The organism is Labrys okinawensis, from assembly GCF_002982075.1.
GTDB classification, from domain to species: Bacteria; Pseudomonadota; Alphaproteobacteria; order Rhizobiales; family Labraceae; genus Labrys; species Labrys okinawensis_A.
On sequence record NZ_PUEJ01000009.1, the window covers coordinates 226,089 to 247,931 of the forward strand.

The 21,843-nt window shown below is 65.4% G+C and carries 18 protein-coding genes; 16 read left to right on the forward strand and 2 right to left on the reverse strand.

Translation table 11 applies throughout. The features are described from left to right. Positions 1-38 precede the first annotated feature (38 nt). The 16 genes from C5L14_RS23030 to C5L14_RS23105 all read left to right on the forward strand — a co-directional run bounded on the left by C5L14_RS23030 (position 39) and on the right by C5L14_RS23105 (position 19,503). Positions 39-986, forward strand: coding sequence for a DUF6282 family protein (locus tag C5L14_RS23030; RefSeq protein ID WP_105864409.1), 948 nt, complete (start codon positions 39-41; stop codon positions 984-986). A gap of 184 nt (positions 987-1,170) precedes the next feature. Continuing rightward, entirely contained in the window at positions 1,171-2,487 is a 1,317-nt protein-coding gene (locus C5L14_RS23035) for an MFS transporter (protein ID WP_105864410.1), read from the forward strand. Positions 2,488-2,580: 93 nt separating this feature from the next. Next, entirely contained in the window at positions 2,581-3,939 is a 1,359-nt protein-coding gene (locus C5L14_RS23040) for an MATE family efflux transporter (RefSeq protein ID WP_105864411.1), read from the forward strand. A gap of 144 nt (positions 3,940-4,083) precedes the next feature. Continuing rightward, positions 4,084-5,727, forward strand: a complete 1,644-nt coding sequence (locus C5L14_RS23045) for an ABC transporter ATP-binding protein (protein ID WP_105864484.1) — start codon at positions 4,084-4,086, stop codon at positions 5,725-5,727. 270 nt (positions 5,728-5,997) lie between these two features. Beyond that, positions 5,998-6,519 (forward strand): MarR family winged helix-turn-helix transcriptional regulator, encoded by a 522-nt coding sequence (locus C5L14_RS23050; protein ID WP_105864412.1) that lies wholly within the window; start codon positions 5,998-6,000, stop codon positions 6,517-6,519. After that, positions 6,516-7,214, forward strand: coding sequence for an SDR family NAD(P)-dependent oxidoreductase (locus tag C5L14_RS23055; RefSeq protein ID WP_105864413.1), 699 nt, complete (start codon positions 6,516-6,518; stop codon positions 7,212-7,214). Before C5L14_RS23050 ends, C5L14_RS23055 begins: the two co-directional genes overlap by 4 nt. A 1-nt stretch (position 7,215) precedes the next feature. After that, a complete protein-coding gene (locus C5L14_RS23060) occupies positions 7,216-8,547 on the forward strand; it encodes an NAD(P)/FAD-dependent oxidoreductase (protein ID WP_105864414.1) in 1,332 nt (443 codons plus the stop codon). An 80-nt stretch (positions 8,548-8,627) separates the two neighbouring features. Continuing rightward, the gene (locus tag C5L14_RS23065) at positions 8,628-10,301 is read left to right on the forward strand and encodes a peptide ABC transporter substrate-binding protein (protein WP_105864415.1); all 1,674 of its coding nucleotides are present in this window, start codon (positions 8,628-8,630) and stop codon (positions 10,299-10,301) included. Positions 10,302-10,580: 279 nt separating this feature from the next. Further along, on the forward strand, positions 10,581-11,531 hold the full coding sequence (locus C5L14_RS23070; protein WP_105864416.1) for an ABC transporter permease: 951 nt from the start codon (positions 10,581-10,583) through the stop codon (positions 11,529-11,531). A gap of 39 nt (positions 11,532-11,570) precedes the next feature. Next, the gene (locus C5L14_RS23075; protein WP_105864417.1) at positions 11,571-12,461 is read left to right on the forward strand and encodes an ABC transporter permease; all 891 of its coding nucleotides are present in this window, start codon (positions 11,571-11,573) and stop codon (positions 12,459-12,461) included. An 11-nt stretch (positions 12,462-12,472) separates the two neighbouring features. Then, positions 12,473-13,795 carry an NAD(P)/FAD-dependent oxidoreductase gene (locus tag C5L14_RS23080; protein ID WP_105864418.1) on the forward strand — a complete coding sequence of 441 codons (1,323 nt, stop codon included), beginning with the start codon at positions 12,473-12,475 and terminating at the stop codon, positions 13,793-13,795. A gap of 337 nt (positions 13,796-14,132) precedes the next feature. Then, the gene (locus tag C5L14_RS23085) at positions 14,133-15,521 is read left to right on the forward strand and encodes an aspartate aminotransferase family protein (RefSeq protein WP_245443517.1); all 1,389 of its coding nucleotides are present in this window, start codon (positions 14,133-14,135) and stop codon (positions 15,519-15,521) included. Then, complete coding sequence (locus tag C5L14_RS23090) at positions 15,521-16,909, forward strand: glutamine synthetase family protein (protein WP_105864419.1); 1,389 nt, start codon at positions 15,521-15,523, stop codon at positions 16,907-16,909. The genes C5L14_RS23085 and C5L14_RS23090 overlap by 1 nt, the downstream gene beginning before the upstream one ends. 1 nt (position 16,910) lies before the next feature. Beyond that, complete coding sequence (locus C5L14_RS23095; protein WP_105864420.1) at positions 16,911-17,678, forward strand: SDR family NAD(P)-dependent oxidoreductase; 768 nt, start codon at positions 16,911-16,913, stop codon at positions 17,676-17,678. Positions 17,679-17,693: 15 nt separating this feature from the next. After that, positions 17,694-18,734 carry a histone deacetylase family protein gene (locus tag C5L14_RS23100; RefSeq protein ID WP_105864421.1) on the forward strand — a complete coding sequence of 347 codons (1,041 nt, stop codon included), beginning with the start codon at positions 17,694-17,696 and terminating at the stop codon, positions 18,732-18,734. Between the two features lies 1 nt (position 18,735). After that, positions 18,736-19,503 carry an SDR family NAD(P)-dependent oxidoreductase gene (locus C5L14_RS23105; RefSeq protein ID WP_105864422.1) on the forward strand — a complete coding sequence of 256 codons (768 nt, stop codon included), beginning with the start codon at positions 18,736-18,738 and terminating at the stop codon, positions 19,501-19,503. Here the strand turns inward: C5L14_RS23105 and C5L14_RS23110 are convergent. After that, complete coding sequence (locus C5L14_RS23110; RefSeq protein WP_105864423.1) at positions 19,500-20,186, reverse strand: GntR family transcriptional regulator; 687 nt, start codon at positions 20,184-20,186, stop codon at positions 19,500-19,502. The two genes, C5L14_RS23105 and C5L14_RS23110, sit on opposite strands and share 4 nt — an antisense overlap. A gap of 319 nt (positions 20,187-20,505) precedes the next feature. Next, positions 20,506-21,684 (reverse strand): L-rhamnonate dehydratase, encoded by a 1,179-nt coding sequence (gene rhmD, locus C5L14_RS23115; protein WP_105864424.1) that lies wholly within the window; start codon positions 21,682-21,684, stop codon positions 20,506-20,508. Positions 21,685-21,843 lie beyond the last annotated feature (159 nt).

Below are 21,843 nucleotides of genomic sequence, written 5' to 3' on the forward strand. Positions count from 1 at the left end.
GATCGCATGGCGGAACCGACAGGCAAGGAGCCACGAGCATGGATGCACTCACCATCGATACCGGATCGGCCGGGGATAACGGGCGTATCGACGTGCTGCTCAAGGGCGCGATCGATCCCCATGTGCATAGCGGTCCCTCGATCGCGCCGCGCGGCCTCGACCACCTGGAACTGGCCCGTGAGATGTCGGAGGCCGGTTTTGCGGCGGTGGTCACCAAGGATCACGATTATGCCGGCGTGGCGACGGCTGCCCTGATTTCCCGCCACCATCCGGACCTGACCACCAAGATCTTTTCGGGCATCGTGCTGAACAATGTGGTGGGGGGCATCAACCCCTATGCCGTCGAGCATACTGCGGCGATGGGCGGCAAGATCGTCTGGATGCCGACTCTGGCCGCCGAGAACCATCTCGAATGGGAGAAGACCTCCGCCTGGTCGCATCCGGCCTCGACCCAGAAGATGCGGCCGGCCCGGGCGGTCCCGGTTCTCGATGCCAACCGGCGGGTGCTGGATGACGTGAAGGAAGTTCTGGACGTCATCGCCCGCAATCGCATGGCGCTTGCCAGCGGCCACCTGCATGTCAGCGAAACCTGGATCCTGTTCGAGGAAGCGCGGCGCCGCGGTGTCGAGCGCCTGATCTTCACCCACCCCGAGGACATCGTCGGCGCGAGCCTGGAGGATGTGAAGGGGATCGCCGCCATGGGAGCCTATGTGGAGCATTCGCTCTGCATGTTCCTGGAAGGATCCAAGTTCAAGACCCGCTCGGGGGAGGACCTGCGCCAGCAGATCGAGGCGGCCGGTATCGACCGCACCATCCTGTGTTCGGATCTCGGCCAGGTCGGCGTGTTCCGCCCGCTGGAAGGGTTCCGGCGCGGCGTGCGCCTGTGCCTGGAGCTCGGCTATTCCGACGAGGCAGTCCGCCGGATGGTCTCGACCAACACGGCACGCGTGCTCGGGCTGGAGGAACTCGTGGCCCAGGCGGCTTAAGGCGCGGGCCCTGAGGCGTGGTCTGTCTCTGCGGCGCCTTCCGGCCGCCGAAGGCAGGCGCCTGTCCTGCATCCGCGCCGTGTCGATCTATGCGTACAGACATAACCGGCCCCCATCGCTCGCGCCTTGCCCATCGGGCCGGACGTGCAGCCCCAATCACAAGGCCGGAAGCAGGGAGGAAGGCATGTTCACTTGGTTCACCAGTCTCGATCGTACCGAGCGCAAGACGCTCTATGCCTGTTTCGGCGGCTGGGCCGTCGATGCGCTCGACACCCAGCTCTACAGCTTTCTCATCCCCACCCTGATCGCGGTGTGGGGCATGACCAATGCCGAGGCCGGCTTTCTCGGAACTTCGGCCCTGATCTCCTCCGCCATCGGCGGCTGGGCGGCCGGCATCCTGAGCGACCGCATCGGGCGCGTGCGCGTCATGAAGCTCGCCATCCTCTGGTTCTCATTTTTCACCGTGCTGAGCGGATTCTGCAACTCCTTCGAACAACTGCTCGCCGCCCGCATCCTGTCCGGCATCGGCTTCGGCGGTGAATGGGCTGCCGGGTCCGTGCTGATGGGCGAGATCATCCGTTCCGAATATCGCGGCAAGGCCGTCGGCACCGTGCAGAGCGCCTATGCGATCGGCTATGCCATTGCCGCGATCCTCTCCTCCATCCTGTTCGCGACCCTGCCGGATACGCAGGCCTGGCGCTGGATGTTCTGGCTCGGCGCGGCGCCGGCCATCCTTGTCCTGCTCGCCTTGCGTGGCGTGCCCGAGCCGGCCGTCTTCCTGGCGGCCCGGGAGAAGAGGGTGAAGGCCGGCGAAGCGCCCGTCAGCCCGTTGATGATCTTCCACCGGCGCTATCTGCGCACCACCAGCCTGACCTCGCTCCTGGCCTTCGGCGTGCAGGCCGGCGGCTTTTCCATGGTGATCTGGCTGCCGACCTTCCTGAAGACGGTGCGGGAGATCTCCACGGTGGGCGTGGGCTATCACATGTTCGTCCTCACCGTGGGCTCCTTCGTGGGCTATATCGTCGCCGCCTATCTGTGCGATGCCATCGGCCGCCGGCGCAACTTCCTGCTCTTTGCCTTGCTGAACTGGATCTTCATTCCGGCCTTCCTCTATCTGCCGGGCGGCGGCGCGGTGATGTTTGCGCTCGATTTCGTGCTCGGCTTTGCGGCTCTGGGCATCTACAGCGCGCTCGGGCCCTATTTCACCGAATTGTTCCCCAATGCCATCCGGGGCAATGGCCAGGGCTTTGCCTATAATTTCGGCCGGGCCGCCGGCGCGTTCTTTCCCACGGTGATCGGCCTGATGACCGCAGGCGGGCACCTCCCGCTGCGCGACGCCATGGCCGTCACCGCGGTCAGCGCCTATTTCTTCGTGCTCCTCGCCATCGCCCTGTTGCCGGAAACACGGGGCCGTGAACTCAGCGAAGAGGCGGAGAAGGATAATGCCGGGCAGGGGGCGGCTTTGCGCTTGGCGCAACCGGTTCCCGGGAACGGCTCGTAACGGGGGCGGGCAAATCGGCTCGGAGTATCTTGGGCGGGCACCTTGGAATGACTCTTGATTGGGGCTACCAAGGCGCGAGGAAAATCACCGCCCATGCCCGCCGCTTCGATCGACATCCCCGTCCGCCCCGTTCCCGTCAGCCACCGCATCGTCATCGGCATCGCAGCGCCGATGACTCTGGCGCATCTGTCCACGCCGCTGCTCGGGCTGGTCGATACCGCCGTGATCGGGCAGATCGGCAGCGAGGCCTTGCTCGGCGCGGTGGCGCTCAATGCCCTCCTGTTCGATTTCCTGTTCTGGGGCTTCGGCTTTCTGCGCATGGGCACCGCCGGCTTGACGGCGCAGGCCGTCGGCGCCGACGACAGGCTGGAACAGCGGGCGGTGTTCCTGCGGGCGTTGGTGATGGCCGCCGTGCTCGGTTTCGCCATGGTGGCGCTGCAACGCGCGATTGCGGCTGTTGCCTTCCCGCTTCTCGGCGCCTCGCCCGAGGTAACCCATGCGGCGGAAATCTATTTTGCCATCCGTATCTGGTCGGCACCCTTCGCCTTCGCCAATTATGCCGTGCTCGGCTGGCTGATCGGCCTGGGACGCACCACCACCGGCCTGTTCCTGCAGATCGGCATCAACGTGGTCAATATCCTGCTCTGCATCCTGTTCACGCTGGGAATGGGCTGGGGCGTCGCCGGCACCGCCTGGGCCACCACACTGGCGGAGACGGCTGGCGTCGGTGCCGGCCTGGCCGTGGTGATCGCCCATTTCGGCGGACATCTGGGCGTGCCGAGCGCCCTCGTCTTCGACAAGGCCAAGTTTGTGCGCATGATTGCCATCAACCGCGACATCATGCTGCGGACCTTCGCCTTGCTGGCCGCCTTCGTCTTCTTCGGGCGCCAGGGTGCGTTGGCCGGCGACGTGACGCTGGCCGCCAACGCCATCCTCAACAATTTCTTCCTGGTGGGCGGCTATTTCCTCGACGGCATCGCCACAGCGGCCGAACAGCTCAGCGGGCGCTCGATCGGCGCCAACAACCGGCGGTCCTTCGAAAAGGCCGTGCGCTATTCGGTGATCTGGAGCCTGGGGTTGGCGATCGCCATGTCCGCCGTGCTGTTCGCGGCGGGCGGGGCCTTCATCGATTTCATGACCACCAGCGCCTCGGTCCGCGAACTGGCCCGGCAATTCCTGCCCTATGCCGCCGTCACGCCCATAGCCGGTGCGCTCGCCTTCACCTTCGACGGCATCTATGTCGGCGCCACCTGGAACGCAGCCATGCGCAACCTGATGGCGGTGGCGCTCGCCTGCTATTTCGGGCTGTGGTGGCTGCTGCAGCCCCTCGGCAATCACGGCCTGTGGCTTGCCTTGATCGGCTTCCTGGTGGCACGCGGCGCCGGGCAGGGATTGGCCTATTTCCGCCTGCTGCCGCGTTCGTTTTCCGGCACCCAGCCGAACGCGGCCTGACCGGCCTGCTGTCTATTGCGGCAACAAGATACCTTCCCTGCCTGAAATTTCCACTTGGCGCCGCCGGCAAAATTAGTTGTAATCGTCCACTATATCGAGGGCGGGTTACTGACCTCCCGCCGGTGATTGGGAAGGATGGTCACGATGCTGGTCTCCGACGCCGAGCCGAAAACCCCGGGCGCCACCATCCTGTCGGTCGAGAAGCTCACCGTCAGCCTGCCGCGCAACATGGAACGGCCCTACGCCGTCGAGGACATCTCCTTCGAGCTCAAGGCCGGCGAGATCCTCTGCATCATCGGCGAATCCGGCTCGGGCAAATCCGTTACCGCCAACACGATCATGGGGTTGCTATCGTCGTCGCTGACGGTGACGGGCGGGCATATCCTGTTCAAGGGCATGGACCTGCTGGCGACCCGGGAGGAACAGCTGCGCGACCTGCGCGGCCGGGCCGTCTCGATCATCTTCCAGGATCCGCTTTCCGCTCTCAATCCGCTGATGACCATCGGCGACCAGATCGCCGAAGCGATGGAGGCCCATGGTGTGGGCACGCCGGCCGCCCGGCAGCAAAAGGTCGTCGAACTCCTCGGCGAAGTCGGCTTGCCCAATCCCGCCGCCATTCGTCACCAATATCCCTTCCGTCTCTCGGGCGGCCAGCGCCAGCGCGTGATGATCGCCATTGCTCTCGCCCTCGACCCGGACGTGCTGATCGCCGACGAGCCGACCACGGCGCTCGACGTCACCACTCAGGCCCAGATCCTCGAGCTCATCCGCAAGATCCAGCGCCGCAAGGGCATGAGCGTGATGTTCATCACCCATGATTTCGGTGTGGTGGCCGAGATCGCGGACCGCGTCGTGGTGATGGAAAAGGGCCGGCTGGTGGAGCAGGGTACCGCCGCCCAAGTTCTGCGCGACCCTCAGCACCCCTATACCAAGACGCTGATCGCGGCGGTCCCGCGCATGGCCTCCCAAGATGCTGCGCCTGCCGCACTGCCACCCGTCATCCTGGCGGCCGAGGGGATCAGCAAGACCTATCAGGGGCAGGGGCGCTTCTTTACCAAGGGCGCGCCGGTGCGTGCCGTCGACGATGTGAGCTTCTCGATCCGGCAGGGCTGCACGCTCGGGCTCGTCGGGGAATCGGGCTCCGGCAAGTCGTCGCTGGGGCGGGTGCTGATGAAGCTGATGGGCAGCGATGGCGGCCGCATCCTGTTCGAGGGGCGGGATATCGCGCCGTTGCGCGAGGACGAGTTCCGCCCGCTGCGCCCGCGCATCCAGATGATCTTTCAGGATCCCTACGCCTCGCTCAATCCCCGCCACACGATCGGGCGCATTCTCACCGTCGGGCCCATCGCGCAGGGCATGGCCGCCGGCAAGGCCAAGGAAAAGGCGATCGGCCTGCTCGGCCGCGTCGGCCTCGATTCCGGTGCCTATGACCGCTTTCCGCACGAATTCTCCGGCGGCCAGCGCCAGCGCATCGGCATTGCCCGGGCGCTGATGTTCGATCCTGTCCTGCTGATCGCCGACGAGGCGGTTTCCGCGCTCGACGTCTCGATCCAGGCCCAGATCCTGCAATTGCTGGCACGCATCCAGAAGGAGATGCATCTGGCGATGATCTTCATCACCCATGACCTGCGCGTCGCCAGCCAGATCTGCGACGAGGTCGCGGTGATGTTCAAGGGCCGGATCGTCGAGTCCGGGCCGCCGGCGCAGGTCTTTCGGAAGCCGCAGAACGACTACACCAAACGCCTGGTGGCGGCCATTCCGGGCAGCGAGTGGGAGCCTGCCGCCTGAACCCAGAGAACCGGAGCAACGAAAAAGGAGAACCTGTCACCCAAGGGCACGCCCAAATTAGTTGTGTTTGTCCACTATCTGTCGTTTGATACCGTCACCAGCCTGATATGACGGCGGTTCGCCGCCGCACCGGGAAACCTGCCGGTATCCAGAGCAAATGCTTGAGCGTCTGCAATTCGGCGGGCTCGCCATGGATCGCAAGACGCGCCGAACAGGAATGAAAGCAACGGGCGTTCGGTCGTGAACGCGCCATGTTGCATGGGGTGCTCGATGAAGGGAACACGGGCTAAACCGCCGACGCTGCCCGAGCATATCGATCTCGATGTGCTGGAGGATACGTTGAGCTTCTATATCCGGGTGATCAGCCTGGCCGTATCGCGGGACCTCGACGAATGGCTCGACGGTCTCGAAGTCGCCAAGGGCACCGGCAAGGTCACCACGCTGCTGCTGGTGGACAGCCATCCCGGCATCCGCCCTTCGGTGATCGCCCATCTGGTGATGAAGGACCGTTCCGCCATGGGGCGGCTGGTCGACCATATGATCGAGCAGGGGCTGCTCACCCGCAGGATTTCATCCGACGACAGCCGGGCACACGAACTCTATATCACGCCTGCCGGCGCCGAGCTGGCCGCCAAGGTGCGTGTGCTGGCGACGGAGCAGTCGAAGCGCTTTTTCGATTTCATTCCCGAACATGAGCAGAGACAGGTCATGGACATCCTCAAGCGGGCCTATCGCCGCTTCGTGGGCCTGCCGCCTCAGCATGGTGCCGACAAGGAAGGAAAGGTTGTATGAGCGAGCAGAGGGTGGCCCTGGTCTCGGGCGCCAATCGGGGGATCGGGCAGGCGGCGGCGGCCGAACTCGCGCGCCGGGGATGGCGGCTCTCGCTGGGCATGCGGCATCCGGAACAGCCGGCCTGGGCGGATCCGGAGCGGGTGCATCTCCAAGCCTACGACGCCACCGATCCGCAAGCCGAGGCGAACTGGACCGGTGCGGCGCTGCGGCGTTTCGGGCGCATCGATGCCGTTATCGCCAATGCAGGCATCATGATCCCGAGAAACGTCATCGAGGCCGAGGACGAGGATCTCGACGCCATGCTGGCCGTGAACGTCAAGGCACCGCGGCGTCTGGCCAAGGCGGCCTGGCAGGCATTGTCGGAAAGCGGGAGCGGGCGGGTGGTCGTCATCGCCTCGCTCTCGGGCAAGCGGGTCAAGTCCTCGCAGGCCGGGCTCTATTCCATCTCCAAATATGCGGCCGTCGCCCTGGCGCACGGCATCCGTCACGAAGGCTTCGAGCGCGGCATCCGCGCCACCGCGATCTGCCCTGGATTCGTCGCCACCGACATGGCCCTCGGCCTGACTGACCGCGCCGCCGAGAAGATGACCTCGCCGCATGACCTGGCCCGCATCATCGCCATGCTGATCGAACTGCCCAACGAAGCCAGCGTCGCCGAATTCACCATCAACTGCCAGCTCGAAGAGTCCTACTGACATGCCCGGCCCCACCGTCATTCCCGTTCAAGGCGATGCGACGCTGCCCGCCAAGGTCGATGTCGTCGTCATCGGCGGCGGCATCATCGGTACCTCGACGGCGCTCGAACTGGCCGAGCGGGGCCTCAAGGTCGCGCTCTGCGAAAAGGGGGGCATCGGCCAGGAACAGTCGAGCCGCAATTGGGGCTGGGTGCGCATCTCGCGCCGTGACCCGCGGGAAGTGCCGCTGATGGCCGAGGCGCTGAGGATCTGGAAGACGCTCGACCAGCGGGTCGAGGGCGACACCGGCTATGCGCGCGCCGGCATCATGTTCACCTGCGCCACCGACAAGGAATATGCCGACCACGAGCGCTGGAACCGCAATCTCGACGGCTACCAGCTCGATTCGCGCATGATCTCGGGCAGCGAGTACAGGCGGATGTTCCCTGGCACGACCATGGATATCAAGGGCGCGCTTTTCACCGCCGAGGACGGCCGGGCCGAACCGCAGCGCGCCGCGCCGCTGATCGCGGAGGCGGCGCGGCGCAAGGGGGCTGCCATCCTGACCGAATGTGCCGTGCGCGGCGTGGAGACGTCGGGCGGGGCGATCAGCGGCGTCGTCACCGAACGCGGCCCGATCGCCTGCAGCGCCGTCGTCCTGGCCGGCGGGGCCTGGTCGAGCCTGTTCTCGGGCCGTTTCGGCATCCGCCTGCCGCAGTTGAAGGTGAAGAACTCGGTGCTGCGCACCAAGCCGCTCGAAGGCGGGCCGGAACCGGCGATCTGGTCCAACGGCTTTGCCGTGCGCAAGCGTGCCGATGGTGGCTACACCATCGCCTCCGGGCACGAGAACGTCGTCGACATCGTGCCCAACAGCTTCCGTTTCTTCTTCGACTTCCTGCCGGCGCTGCGCAAGGAATGGCGATCGCTCAATCTGCGCATGGGGAGCCGCTTCTTCGAAGAAGCCCGCGTGCCGAAGCAATGGGCGATGGACGAGGTCAGCCCTTTCGAACGCTGCCGCGTGCTCGATCCCGAGCCGGCGAAAGAACTGACGGACGTCGCCCTGGCCAATCTCACCAAGGCCTTCCCCGTCTTCGCCAAGGCGGAGATCGCCCAGCGCTGGGCCGGCTATATCGACGTCACGCCGGATGCCGTGCCGGTGATCTCACCGGTCGAAGCCATTCCGGGCTTCCACATCGCCACCGGTTTTTCCGGCCACGGCTTCGGCATCGGTCCGGCCGCCGGCAAGCTGATGGCCGATCTCGTCACGGGGCGGCCGCCCTTGGTCGACCCGGCCAATTTCCGTTTTTCCCGCTTCTCGGACGGATCGAAGATCGAGCTGATCAGCGGGTTCTGAGCCGTCGGTCCGGGCAGGCCCGGGCCGGCAACCGACTGAAAACAACTATAAAAAATCGTCACTCTCCAGAGGAACTCATCATGTCGAAACAAGAGCGGAACCAGTTCCCACATCCCAATCGGCGGCAGGCCCTCGGCCTTATGGCGACCGGCGCCTCGGCGCTGCTGATGCCGGCCCTGCTCGGGCGGGAGGAAGCCCTGGCGGCCGGCAAGGACAAGCCGTCGGGCCAGATGGTCATCAGCTTCTCGCAGGAGCCGACGGTCTTCAATCCGCATCTGCTGCACATCGAGGTGGACGAGGGCATCCATTACAGCGTGTTCAACCCGCTGTTCGACGTCGATCCGGACGGCAAGTTCACGCCATCTCTCGCCGTCGAGGTACCGACCGTGGAGAATGGCGGCATTTCCGCCGACGGCCTCACCTGGAAGGTCAAGCTGCGCGACGGCGTGAAATGGCATGACGGCAAGCCCTTCACGGCCGAGGACGTCAAGTTCACCCTGGAGCTGATGGTCGATCCCAACTTCCGCAGCTGGCGGCGCACCGGTCACGAGCATGTCCGCGACATCAAGGTGGTGTCGCCGACCGAGATCACCTGGCGCATGGACAAGGCCTTTGCGCCCTATCCCTCGATCCTCGCCTCCACCTTCATCGTGCCCAAGCACATACTGAGCGAAGCCGCCGACAAGAACACGGCGCCCTTCAACAATGCGCCCGTCGGGACCGGCCCCTTCAAGTGGAGCAAGCGCGTTCCCGGCGATTATATCGAGCTCGCCGCCAATGAGGACTATTTCGGCGAGGGCCCCTATCTGGAGCGCGTGGTCTACAAATACATCCCCGACATGACGGTGATGTACACCCAGTTCAAGACCGGGGATGTCGACCTCGTCGGCCTGCAATGGATCACGGCCGACCACTATGAGGAGGCCAAGACCCTCGAGGGCAAAATCGTTGACGTCGTGCCGAACGCGACCATCGAATCGGTCGGATTCAATATGGAGCGCCCGCAGTTCAAGGACCCGGCCGTCCGCAAGGCGCTCTATCACGCCTTGGACAAGAAGACGATCATCGAGGCGCTGTATTACGGCCTGCCGGCCCCGACCGAATCCTACATGCCGCAGCAGTCCTACTATTACAATCCGGACCTGCCCAAGCAGGAATACGATCCCGAGAAGGCCAAGAAGGTTCTCGACGAGGCCGGCTGGGTGCCCGGCGCCGACGGCATCCGCGCCAAGGATGGCGTGCGCCTGTCCTTCAGCAACTCGACCACCGCCGGCAATCATCTGCGCGAGCAGGCGCAGCAGTTCATGCAGCAATCCTTCAAGGATATCGGCGTGGAGATGACGATCTCCAACCTGCCGCCGGCCGTGATGTGGGGCGACTACTGGATGATGTCGAAGTTCGACAGCGTCGTCGTCGGCATCAATTTCATAACCGGGCCGGATCCCGATACCTCGGACTATTTCATGTCCACATCCAGCGGGGCGAAGGGCGGCAACGGCCAGAACACTTGGCAATATGCCAATCCCGAAGTGGACAAGCTGCTGAAAGAGGCCGGCAATACCTTCGTGCGGGAAGAACGCCGCAAGCTCTATTTCAAGATCCAGGAGATCATGCGCGCCGACCTGCCCTTCCTGCCGATGTATCAATACGCCACCGTGCGCGGGCGCAAGAAGGGGGTGGAGGGCTTCCGGCCCAACATCAACAACCGGATCGACAGCTGGAACGTCAACACCTGGCACTGGGCCAAAAAATAGGCCTGCCACCCCGGGGTAACGGCCCAGGGTAAACGAGCGCCGTCTCACCCTCCCCTGGAGGGGGAGGGTCGAGGCAAAGCCTCGGGGTGGGGTGGTTCTTCGCTTAGCGGTCTGTTCGCATGATCACGTCAGAGCTCTTCACCCCACCCCGGCCTTTCAGGCCGACCCTCCCCCTCCAGGGGAGGGTAGTGGTGCCTCCGCGTTAACCCGAAGTGGTTGGCCTGGCCCGCCACACTGCTGACAGCCGGCCCTTAAGGCCGGCCGAGTGGAGACGATCCCATGCTGCGCTATCTCGCTGGCCGGCTGTGGCAGAGCCTCATCCTGCTGCTGCTGGTCTCGGTCATCGGCTTTGCCGTGCTCAATCTGGCGCCTGGCGGGCCGCTTTCGCAATATACGCTCACGCCGGGCATGACCAAGGAGGCGCTCGACCGCATCGCCGAGCAGATGGGCCTGAATCGCCCGCTGCCGATCCAGTATCTCGACTGGCTCTGGCATCTGGTGCAGGGCGATTGGGGGCGGTCCTATCGCGACGGCCAACCGGTGCTCGCCATCATCGGCGGGCATCTCTTCGCCACGCTGCTGCTGATGGGCTTTTCCACCCTGATCTCCATTGTCCTCGGCACCTGGATCGGCGTGATGGGGGCGACGCGCCGCTATTCGCTGTTCGACACGCTGGCGACGGTGGGGGCGATGGTGGCGCTCTCCATTCCCACCTTCTGGTTCGGCCTGGTGGCGATCTACCTCTTCTCGCTGAAGCTGAAATGGCTGCCGGCGGGCAATATGTACACGGTGGGAGACGGCAGCTTCGCCGACTACGCCATCCATCTCATCATGCCGAGCATCGTGCTGGCGCTGGTGAACGTGGCGGTGTGGAGCCGCTACATGCGCACGGCCACGCTCGACGTGATCAACCAGGATTTCGTGCGCACGGCCAAGGCCAAGGGGCTGAAGCCGCGCCGCGTGCTGGTCAAGCATGTGATCGGCAATGCGTTGCTGCCGATGATCACCCTGGCCGGCCTGCAACTGCCCACCATCCTGAGCGGGGCGCTGGTGACCGAGACCGTCTTCACCTGGCCGGGCATGGGCCGGCTGTTCCTCGATAGCCTCGGCTACAGCGATTATCCGGTGATCATGGGGCTTTTGATGTTCTCGGCGATCCTGGTGCTCATCGGCAATCTGATCGCCGATCTACTCGTCGCCTTCGTCGATCCCCGCATTCGGCTTGGCTAAAGCGTTTTGCGAAACGCGCTTTGCTCCTGGGAGAAAAAGATGGCTTCAGCGACCCTTTCCCCCGCATCGCCCTCACCCAAGCCGCGCTGGTGGCGCAATCGCACGGTGCGGCGCTTCTGCCGGCATCGGCTCGCCATGGTCGGCCTGGCGATGATCATCCTCCTGACGCTCGCCTGCATCCTCGGCCCGCGCCTGCTGCCCTATGACGAACTCTTCATCGATCTGAGGGCCCGATTTGCGCCGCCTTTGACCGGCTACCACATCTTCGGCACCGATCCGCTCGGCCGCGACCTTGCCGCGCGCCTGTTCATGGCCGGGCGCATCTCGCTGCTGGTCGGTTTCTTCGCCATGCTGCTGAGCACGGCGCTTGGCACGGTGATCGGCGTCACCGCCGGCTATTATGGCGGCTGGGCGGGCTCTGCCCTGATGCGCTTCGTCGATGCCTTCCTGTCCTTCCCCAGCATCTTCCTGCTCCTGACGCTGGCGGCCTTCATCAAGCCGAGCCCGCTGATGATCACGGTGATCATCGCCGTCACCAGCTGGATGGAGGTGGCACGCATCGTGGAGGCGGAAGTGCGCTCGCTGCGCGAGCGTGACTTCGTGCTGGCGGCACGCATGGTGGGGCTGTCGAACAGCTGGATCATGTTCCGTGAATTGCTGCCCAACGTCATCGGGCCGATCATCGTGGCGGCGACGCTGACAGTGGCCCGCGCCATTCTGCTGGAAGCCTATGTGAGCTTCCTGGGCTATGGCATCCAGCCGCCGCTGCCGAGCTGGGGCAACATGCTCAACGGCGCCCAGCAATATCTCGCCAATGCCCCCTGGCTCGCCATCGTCCCGGGCGTGGCGATCACGCTCGCCGTCACCAGCTTCAACTTCATCGGCGACGGGCTGCGCGATGCCCTCGATGCCCGAAGCGACCTGAACTGAGGGGCACGGCCATGGCGAAATTCTCTCCCTTCGACACGACGCTCTGGTATGCGACCGCTGCTCCCGCGCCGCAGACCGTGCCGCTGGCTGGGCGCGTCCAGGCCGATGTCTGCATCGTCGGTGCCGGCTATACCGGTCTGACGACCGCGCTCGAACTGGTGCGCAAGGGCGTCAGCGTGGTGCTGCTGGAGGCCGAGCAGGCCGGTTTCGGCGGCTCCGGCCGCAACGCCGGCCATTGCACGCCGACCTTCACCCATTTCAGCCTGCCCGAACTGCGCCGGCTGCTCGGTGAGCCCTGGGCCGAAAGGCTGATTGCCCGGCAGACCCAGGCCAATGCCCGCGTCAGCGCCATGATCGAGCACTACCAGATCCAGTGCGAATGGCAGCAGAACGGTTATGTCCAGGCGGCGGCCCGCCCTGGTGCCATCGACGCCATCAAGCGTAAGGTCGAGCAATACAATGCCGTCGGCGCCCGCACCCGCTTCGTCGACAAGGCGGAAGTGGAGGCGATCACCGGCAGCCCGCGCTTCCATGGCGGCTGGTTCCACAGCGAGGCGGGCCATCTCAATCCTTTGGGCTATGCGCGCGGTTTGGCGCGGGCAGTGCTGCAGGAAGGCGGCGTGCTGCATACGGGATCAAAGGTGACCAACGTCACCCGCGAGGGCTCGCGCTGGGTGGCTCATACCGCCGATGGCAGCGTGGTTGCCGACAAGGTGATCTTCACCACCGGCGCCTATACGGTGGCGGGCTGGCCCAGGCTCGACCAGAGTTTCAAGATCATGCGCGTCTTCGTGGCGGCGACGCAGCCGCTCAGCGAGGAGGAGCGCCGCTCCGTCCTGCCTGAGAACACCACCATGCATGATGGCCGCGGTGACATCTATGTCTACAAATACAATGTCGAGGGCCGCATCGTCGCCTCGATGTTCCCGATGGGGCGGCGCGGGCGCGATCTCGCCTATACCCATCAGGTGATGAGCGATCGCCTGAAATGGCTGCATCCGCAGATCAGGCAGGAGATCCGCTGGGAGTATTTCTGGTTCGGCGAGCTCGACATGCAGGCCAGGACCATCCCCCGCCTCTACGGCCTGGCGCCCGGCGTCGTCGCCCTGACGGGACTCTCCGGGCGCGGGGTGCCCACCGGCAGCATGCTCGGCGGCATCCTGTCGGAATGGGCGCTGGACGTGCCGGAGCAGGAGCTCTCGCTCAAGGTCGAGCCCCTGCACAAGGCGCCCTTCTATATGAGTTTCGGACCCCAGCTCACGCTGCGCTACTACCGGGCGCGCGATTGGCTGAGAACGCGGCTGGACGGCGCGCCCCTGCCGCCGCACGCCTGAGCAGGGAAAAGCGCTCCCCTGCCGCTGGCCTGATCTCTCATCCCTCCTCGCCACCAGCGGTGGCGCGGGGACAACAGTGGGGCATGGAGGGCGGTCAAAATGCACCACAGTTATACCATGCATCGTAATTTGCCGGCGGCCGCTCGGCCTGCTGGCCGGGCCTGTCGCCCTCAAAAAAGAAGGACATCGCTCGCGCAATCGCAACGTGATCACAATTTATGAATTTAATGGATATTCGGTTGACAATGCGGTCTGTATTCTGCTGATTGTGATCACAATAACGCTCGCTGTCTCCTGGCGACGAGCGGTGTGGCAATCCATTCAGCGGAGATTTCTCGTGTCCAGCACGCCGATCGACAATGCGGCCATCGAGGCGCGGGTGAAGACCCTGCTGCCGGCCGAACGGCAGCTCTACGCCGAGCGCCGGCCCAAGGCGCGGGCGATGGCGGAGCGCAAGGGCAGGGGCCTCTTCGACAATGTGCCGATGCACTGGATGCTCGATTGGCCGATGCCCTTCCCGATGGTGATCGAACAGGCGAGCGGCGTGCATCTCACCGACATCGACGGCAATGCGGCGGTCGATCTTTGCCTGGGCGACACCGGCGCCATGTTCGGCCATGGGCCCGAGCCGATCCTGGACGTACTGCGCAATGCCGGTCATCGCGGCCTGACGACGATGCTGCCATCCGCCGATGCCGAGATCGTCGGCGAATTGCTCGCTGCCCGCTTCGGCCTGCCGCATTGGCAGATCGGCGCCACGGCGAGCGATGCCAACCGCTTCGCCATCCGCGTGGCCCGAGCCGTGACCGGCCGGCGCAAGATCCTGGTGTTCGACGGCTGCTATCACGGTGCGGTCGACGATACGCTGGTCGATCTCGTCAACGGCCGCACCTTCTCGCGGGCGAGCCTGCTCGGGCAGGTGGTCGATCTCGGCGAGACCACCATCGCCATTCCCTTCAATGACGAGGAAGCGCTGCGCAACGCCTTGGCATCCGGCGAGGTCGCCTGCGTGCTGGCCGAGCCGGTGATGACCAATTGCGGCATGATCCTGCCCGCGCCCGGCTTCCACGACACGCTGCGGCGGCTGACACGCGAACATGGCACGCTGCTTTTGATCGACGAGACCCACACGATTTCGACCGGCCTCGGCGGCTACACCATGCTCCACGGCCTGGAGCCCGACCTGATGGTGATGGGCAAGCCCATCGGCGGCGGCGTGCCCGTGAGCATATGGGGCATGAGCGCCGCGGTGGCCGAGGGGCTCGACAGGGCGCGGCGGGCGCGCGACGGCCACGGCCATTCCGGCATCGGCACCACCCTGTCCGGCAGCGCGCTGCAGCTTGCCTGCCTGAGGGCCAGCCTGGAAAAGGTGATGATATCAGAGACCTACGCCACCATGGCCGCCCGCACCGACATCATCGAGGCAGGCCTGATCACGGCGATAGCGGCGCAGGGCCTGCCCTGGCACGTCACTCGTGTCGGCGCCCGGCTGGAAGTGGTGTTCAGCCCCGAGCCGGTGCGCAACGCGGTGGAAGCCCGGCAAGCCGCCTCATCGGTGATCGAGGAGGCCCTGCATCTTTCCCTGCTCAATCGCGGCTTCCTGCTCACGCCCTTCCACAACATGATCCTGGTCAGTCCTGCCCTGGCCGAGGCGGAAGCTCAGGCGCTGGTCGCCGTCTATGGCGAAATCCTCGCCCGCTTCTGCCAGGCCGCGGAGGCCGCGTGATGTCAGCCTCTTCGACCCGGCCCGCCCAGGCCGCCAATATCGCCGAGGCCGAGGCGTTCCTGGCCGATCACCCCGAGATCGGCGCCTTCGATCTCGTGCTGATCGACATCAACGGCATTGCCCGCGGCAAGATCATAAGGCGGGAGGAACTGCTGCCTTTGTTCCGCGGCGGCCGGCATCTGCCCGGCTCCATTCTCGGCCTCGACGTCACGGGAGAGGATGTCGAGGAGACCGGCCTGGTCTGGTCGGATGGCGATGCCGACCGGCGCGCCTGGCCGATCGCGGGCTCGCTGGTGCCGCTGCCGTGGACTTCGCCGCCGCGCGGCGAGGTGCGCGTGTCGCTGTTCGAACTCGACGGCTCGGCGATGGCCGCCGATCCCCGCCATGCCCTGGCCGCCCAGCAGGACCTGTTGCAGGCCGAGGGCAGGCAGCCCGTCGCCGCCTTCGAGCTCGAATTCTACCTGCTCGACCGCGAGGCGGCGGCTGATGGCCGCCCGCAGCCGCTCCGCATGCCGCTGACCGGCGAGCGCCTGAGCGGCATCCATGTCTATTCGGTCGATGAACTCGATCGCCTCGAGCCCTTCGTCGATGCGGTCTATCGCGCCGCCGAGGCGCAGGCCCTGCCGGTGCAGACGCTGATCTCCGAATATGCGCCGGGCCAGTTCGAATTGACCCTGCGCCATCGCGAGGATGCGCTGCGGGCCGCCGACGACCTCATCATGCTCAAGCGCCTGTTGCGCGCACTCGCCGTGCGCCACGGCATGAAGGCCTGCTTCATGGCAAAGCCCTTTGCCGGCCGCGCCGGCTCGGGCATGCACGCCCATGCGAGCCTGGCGGGCCGCGACGGCGCCAATCTTTTCGCCGACCGCGACGGTGCGCTCGCGCCGGCCCTGCGTCATGCCATTGCCGGCCTGCTGGAGACCATGACGGAGAGCATGCTGGTCTTCGCGCCCCACCTCAATTCATGGCGGCGCTTCGCGGCGCAGAGCTATGCGCCGACGGCGCCGAGCTGGGGTGTCAACAACCGGGCCGTCGCCGTGCGCGTTCCCGCCGGCTCGCCGGAGGGCCGGCATCTGGAGCAGCGCGCCGCCGGCGTAGATGCCAATCCCTACCTGGTCGGCGCGGTCGTCTTGGCGGGCATCCGCCGGGGCCTTGCCGCCCAGCGCGATCCGGGCCCGCCGGCCACCGCCTATGCCAGTGCGGCCGATGACGCCCTGCCGGCCGATTGGCGCAGCGCCATCAAGGCGGCGGCCGGCTCGACCTTCCTGAAGGAGGCCCTGGGCGAGCGCCTTCACCATGTGCTGCTGGCGCTCAAGCGGGCGGAATACCGGCGTTTTGCCGCCGATATCACCGCATTGGAGCTGCAGCTTTACGGGGAGGTCGTCTGAGATGGCCAGGCGGACCATTCTGATTGCCGGTGGCGCCGGCGGCATGGGTCTGGCGACCGCGCTGCGTTTCGCCCAGGACGGCGCGCGCGTGGTCCTGGCGGATCTTCCGGGCGCACGTCTCGAAGAGGCCCGGGCAAGGGTAGAGGAGGCCGGCGCCGAGGTCCTCGCTTTGCCGCTCGACATCCGCTCAGCCCAGGCCTGCCGCGAGGTGGTGGCGAAGGCGAGCGAGGCCGGTGGTCTCGATGTGCTCGTCAACGCCGCGGGTGTCTGGCTGGAAGGCCCCGCCACGGAGGTCGGCGAGGAGGACTGGGACCGGGTGCTCGACGTCAACCTCAAGGGCGCCTTCTTCCTGATCTCGGCGGCCATTCCCCATCTCGCCGCGTCGCGGGGGGTGATCGTCAACATCGCCTCCGATGCCGGGCTGGTCGGCAACAACGGGGCGGCCGTCTATTGCGCCTCCAAGGGCGGGCTGGTGCTGCTCAGCAAGGCCCTGGCGCTCGAACTCGCGCCGCAGGGCGTCCGCGTCAATGCGATCTGCCCCGGCGACGTCGCCACGCCGATGATCGAATACCAGGCCGCGACCTATGGCGACGGCGATCCCGACGCCTATAAGCGCCGGCTGCTCGGCAACTACCCGCAGGGCGAGAACGCCCGTTTCATCAAGGCCGAAGAGATTGCCGGCCTCATCCACTATCTCTGCCAGCCCGGCGCCGCACCGATCACCGGCGCGGCCCTTTCCATCGATTTCGGTATCACCGCAGGCTATTGAACCCGAGCTTTTGGCATGAAGACCTTCTACACCGCCGATCACCATCTCCATCACAGCGGCATGGAGCTTTCCTTCGGCAAGATCGTCGAGACCTTCGAAAAGCCGGAACGGGCTGAGATCATCCTGGCACGGGTCAAGGAAGTGGGGCTCGGCCCGGTGCTGACCCCGCAGGATTACGAGATCGCGCCGATCAAGCGCATCCATACGCCTGATTATGTCGATTTCCTCAAGGGCGTGTATGAGGAATGGCGGGCAGCCGGCCGCGACGGCGAGGTCTGGCCCTATAGCTGGCGCCACCGTTCCATGCCGCCGATCGACAAGGCGCCGAACGGCCTTGATGCCCGTCTCTCCTATTATTCCTTCGACATGGCCGGCTCGATCACCGCCACCACCTGGCAGGCGGCCAAGCGCGCCGCCGACACCGCACTCGCCGGCGCCGATGCCGTGCTCGGCGGCGAGCGCACGGCCTTCTCGCTGTGCCGCCCGCCCGGCCATCATGCGGGCCGCGATTTCTTCGGCGGCTATTGCTACCTCAACAATGCCGCCATCGCCGTACAGCGTTTCCGCGATGCCGGCCGGTCCCGCGTGGCGGTGCTCGATGTCGACTATCACCATGGCAACGGCACGCAGGAGATCTTCTACGACAGGGCCGATGTGCTGGTCGCTTCCATGCATGGCGATCCCGATTTCGAATTTCCCTTCCATCTCGGTTATGCCCGCGAGCGCGGCGAAGGCGCGGGCGAAGGCTTCAACCTCAACTATCCGCTACCATCAGGCACACAATGGCCGGAATGGTCCGCCGCCTTCGAGGATGCCTGCCGCAGGATCGCAGCCTTCGACGCACAGGCCCTGGTGGTCTCGCTCGGGGTCGATACCTACAAGGACGACCCGATCTCGCAATTCAAGCTCGACAGCCCGCATTTCAGCGAGATCGGGGCACGGATCGCGGCGCTGAGCCTGCCGACCCTGTTCGTGATGGAAGGCGGCTATGCCGTCGGGGCGCTCGGGGTCAACGCCGTCAACGTGCTGACCAGCTTCGAACAGGCTGGAGGCTGAGATGGCATCGGGACCTTTCGTCCGCTCGCGCTCGGTCCTGGTGACGGGGGCCGGGTCTCCCGACGGGATCGGCTTCGCCATTGCCAGGGCCTTCGGGCGCGCTGGATTGTCGGTCGCGATCACGGCCTCGACCGACCGTATCTATCGCCGCGCTGCGGAGCTGGAAGCCGAGGGCATCGACGCCTGGGCGGCGGTCGCCGATCTCACGCGGCCCGACGAGGTGCGCCGATTGCGGTCGGCGGCGGGTGACGTCGACATCCTCGTCAACAATGCCGGCATGGGCAGCGTGCTGCAGCCCGCGCTGCAGAAGCGCTTCGTCGATCTCGACGAGGCCGAATGGAGCCGCGGCATCGACGTCAGCCTGAAGACCGCCTTCCTGGTGACGCGGGCCTTCCTGCCGGCCATGATCGCCGGGCGGCATGGGCGCATCGTCAATGTCGCCTCGGTCACCGGCCCCTATGTCTCCAATCCGGGCGAGGCGGCCTATTCGGCGGCAAAGGCCGGCATGGTGGGGCTGACCCACGCCCTTGCTCTGGAAGTGGCCGGGGATGGCGTGACCGTCAACGCGGTGGCGCCGGGCTGGATCGAGACGGGTTCCTCCACCGAGGAGGAGCGTGTCGCCGCCCGTGCCACGCCACCGGGGCGTGCCGGAACCCCCGACGAGGTCGCCGCCGCAGTGGCCTTCCTGGCCTCCGACGGCGCCAGCTACGTCAACGGTTCCGTGCTGGTGGTGGATGGCGGCAACATCCTGCAGGAGCGCAAGGCCTAGTTCGCGCCCAGGCCGAGGGTGTGCCGCAGCAGGTACATGCCATCGAGAATGTCGGCCTCGATGGCGGTGCGCAGCGAATCCGCATCGTTCCGGCGGATCGCCTCGATCGCCATCTTGTGCTTGTCGATGATCTCGGCGCCTTCGACCACGTCATAGATGGTGCGCATGAAGGGGCCGAACTGCACCCAGACGCTTTCGAGCAGGGGGACCAGTACGTCCGAATTGCCGGCGCGATAGAGCTCGAAGTGGAAGTTGTAATTGGCCAGCATGTAGATGTCGGCGCTACCGGTCTTGTAGTTCCGGTTCATCGTCTCGTCATGGGCGATCATGCGTTCCAGCCTGTCGCCGTCGACAAAAGGCAGGGCCCGCCGGGCGCAGAGCGGCTCGAGGGCGAGACGCGCGCTCATCAGCTCCTCAAAGCGGGCCACGGTCAGATGGGGCACGCAGACCCGCCGGTTCTGCTGGACTTCCAGGGCGTTCTCCGCCGCCAGGCGGCGGATCGCCTCGCGGCAGGGCATCACGCCCACGCCCAGCATGTCGCTGATGCCGCGCAGGCTCATGCTCTTGCCGGGAGGGAAATTACCGATGATCAACTGCTCGCGCAGCGTCCTGTAGACCTGCTGGTGCAGTGGATTGGTCGCGGTGTCGGCCGGTTCGACGGCAGCGAGACTATCGGTGCTCATCCCCGACTGTGATCACATTGGCGTGCTGAGAGCAAGCGCCGAAGCGGGGCTCCGAATTCAGGTTAACGTGACGCTACACTTTACCCTCCCCTCGATGGGGTCGGTCATTCCTCTTGGAATGACCTGGGGTCGACGCGCAGCGTCGGGGTGGGGTGATGGCGCGACAGCTCCAAGAGGTCGCTCTCACATTGTTTTTTTAATGGATGGCGTTTCTCACCCCACCCCGACCTTTCAGGCCGACCCTCCCCATCGAGGGGAGGGTAGTGACGCTTGGCGTTAACCTGAATTCGGAACCCTGAGCAGGGCAGGGCGTGCCCTGCTATATCCCGGCCTCGACCAGCACCGCCGCGGGATTGCGGGTGAGGCCGAAGCCCGGCGTATCGGGAACGTCGAGGCGTCCGTTCTTCGGCACCGGCTCGTTGCTGAAGAGGGGCCCGAAAACCGGCAATACGTCCTGGCCGTCGGCACTGTTGGCGACATATTCGCAATAGGGCGAGTGGGGCTGCGACATCACGAAGTGGTAGCTGAACGGGCCGCTGCCATGCGGCACGACGGGAATATCGTAGGCGCCGGCATGGGCGGAGATCCGCAGCAATTCGGTGAGGCCTCCGACCCACATCACATCGGGCTGCAAGATGTCGATGTGGCGGCCTTCGATCAGCCGTCGGAAGCCGTAGCGCGAATATTCATGCTCGCCCGTGGTCCATTTTATAGCCGGCAAAGCTCTCTTAAGCAGCGCATAGCCCTCGACATCGTCGGGATGCAGCACCTCTTCCCACCAGTAGATATCGAGGTCCCTGCAGGCGGTGGCGAGCTCGATCGCATAGGGCACGTCCAGCGCCATGTAGCAATCCACCATCAGCGGATAGTCGGGGCCGACGGCTTCCCGGTGCGCCGCGAGGAAGGCGAGGTTGGCGCGCAGGCCCGCGATGCCGTCGGCCGGGCCGTGGGGCAGGGGTACCTTGCCGCCCCAGAAGCCGAGCCGGCGGGCCGCTTCCGGCCGCGGACCGGTGCAATAGAAGCGGATCTCTTCCTTGGTGCGCCCGCCGATCAGCTTGTAGACCGGCTCCTCCCGCATCTTGCCGATGAGATCCCACAGCGCGAGGTCCACTACGGAGATGGTGGCGAGCGGCAGCCCCTTGCGGCCGTAATACATCGAGGCTCGGAACATCTGGTCCCAAAGGCGATTGAGGTCGCGCGGGTCGGCGCCCTCGAGGAAGCGGCGGAAATGATGCTGGATCAGCCAGCAGGCGAGCTCGCCGCCAAAGCCTGTGGCAAGGCCGACATGGCCGCTTTCAGCCTCGATCTCCACCACGATCGAACCCATGACGTTGACGCCCCAGCTGGTGCGCGAGGCCTTGTAGTCGGCATAGCCCGACATCGGATTGGCAATCAGCGTGTCGATCAGCCAATGCCCCTGCTTCTGGCTGAAATAGTCGCCACCACCCTCGCTGCGGACCAGATAGGTCCTGACCTGCTTGATGCGGGCAGATGCCATGCCTCGTCCTTCCTGCGTTTTGTTGCACGGAATAGTGACGCAAGAAACTTGTCAGTCAAGTTTACAAATTCCGGAAGGCACGCTCTCTTGTTGTCTGACAAATAATCCGATATCACCCCTGTTGCCTCAAAAAAATGCGAAGGCGCCGGCAGCTTGGCC

Bases quoted from the DNA above. Each gene is read 5' to 3' on its own strand.
- C5L14_RS23040 (WP_105864411.1), top strand. From the start codon at position 2,581: ATGCCCGCCGCTTCGATCGACATCCCCGTCCGCCCCGTTCCCGTCAGC.
- C5L14_RS23100 (WP_105864421.1), top strand. From the start codon at position 17,694: ATGAAGACCTTCTACACCGCCGATCACCATCTCCATCACAGCGGCATG.
- C5L14_RS23030 (WP_105864409.1), top strand. From the start codon at position 39: ATGGATGCACTCACCATCGATACCGGATCGGCCGGGGATAACGGGCGT.
- C5L14_RS23055 (WP_105864413.1), top strand. From the start codon at position 6,516: ATGAGCGAGCAGAGGGTGGCCCTGGTCTCGGGCGCCAATCGGGGGATC.
- C5L14_RS23035 (WP_105864410.1), top strand. From the start codon at position 1,171: ATGTTCACTTGGTTCACCAGTCTCGATCGTACCGAGCGCAAGACGCTC.
- C5L14_RS23065 (WP_105864415.1), top strand. From the start codon at position 8,628: ATGTCGAAACAAGAGCGGAACCAGTTCCCACATCCCAATCGGCGGCAG.
- C5L14_RS23050 (WP_105864412.1), top strand. From the start codon at position 5,998: ATGAAGGGAACACGGGCTAAACCGCCGACGCTGCCCGAGCATATCGAT.
- C5L14_RS23075 (WP_105864417.1), top strand. From the start codon at position 11,571: ATGGCTTCAGCGACCCTTTCCCCCGCATCGCCCTCACCCAAGCCGCGC.
- C5L14_RS23095 (WP_105864420.1), top strand. From the start codon at position 16,911: ATGGCCAGGCGGACCATTCTGATTGCCGGTGGCGCCGGCGGCATGGGT.
- C5L14_RS23090 (WP_105864419.1), top strand. From the start codon at position 15,521: ATGTCAGCCTCTTCGACCCGGCCCGCCCAGGCCGCCAATATCGCCGAG.
- rhmD (WP_105864424.1), bottom strand. From the start codon at position 21,684: ATGGCATCTGCCCGCATCAAGCAGGTCAGGACCTATCTGGTCCGCAGC.
- C5L14_RS23070 (WP_105864416.1), top strand. From the start codon at position 10,581: ATGCTGCGCTATCTCGCTGGCCGGCTGTGGCAGAGCCTCATCCTGCTG.
- C5L14_RS23105 (WP_105864422.1), top strand. From the start codon at position 18,736: ATGGCATCGGGACCTTTCGTCCGCTCGCGCTCGGTCCTGGTGACGGGG.
- C5L14_RS23080 (WP_105864418.1), top strand. From the start codon at position 12,473: ATGGCGAAATTCTCTCCCTTCGACACGACGCTCTGGTATGCGACCGCT.
- C5L14_RS23110 (WP_105864423.1), bottom strand. From the start codon at position 20,186: ATGAGCACCGATAGTCTCGCTGCCGTCGAACCGGCCGACACCGCGACC.
- C5L14_RS23060 (WP_105864414.1), top strand. From the start codon at position 7,216: ATGCCCGGCCCCACCGTCATTCCCGTTCAAGGCGATGCGACGCTGCCC.
- C5L14_RS23045 (WP_105864484.1), top strand. From the start codon at position 4,084: ATGCTGGTCTCCGACGCCGAGCCGAAAACCCCGGGCGCCACCATCCTG.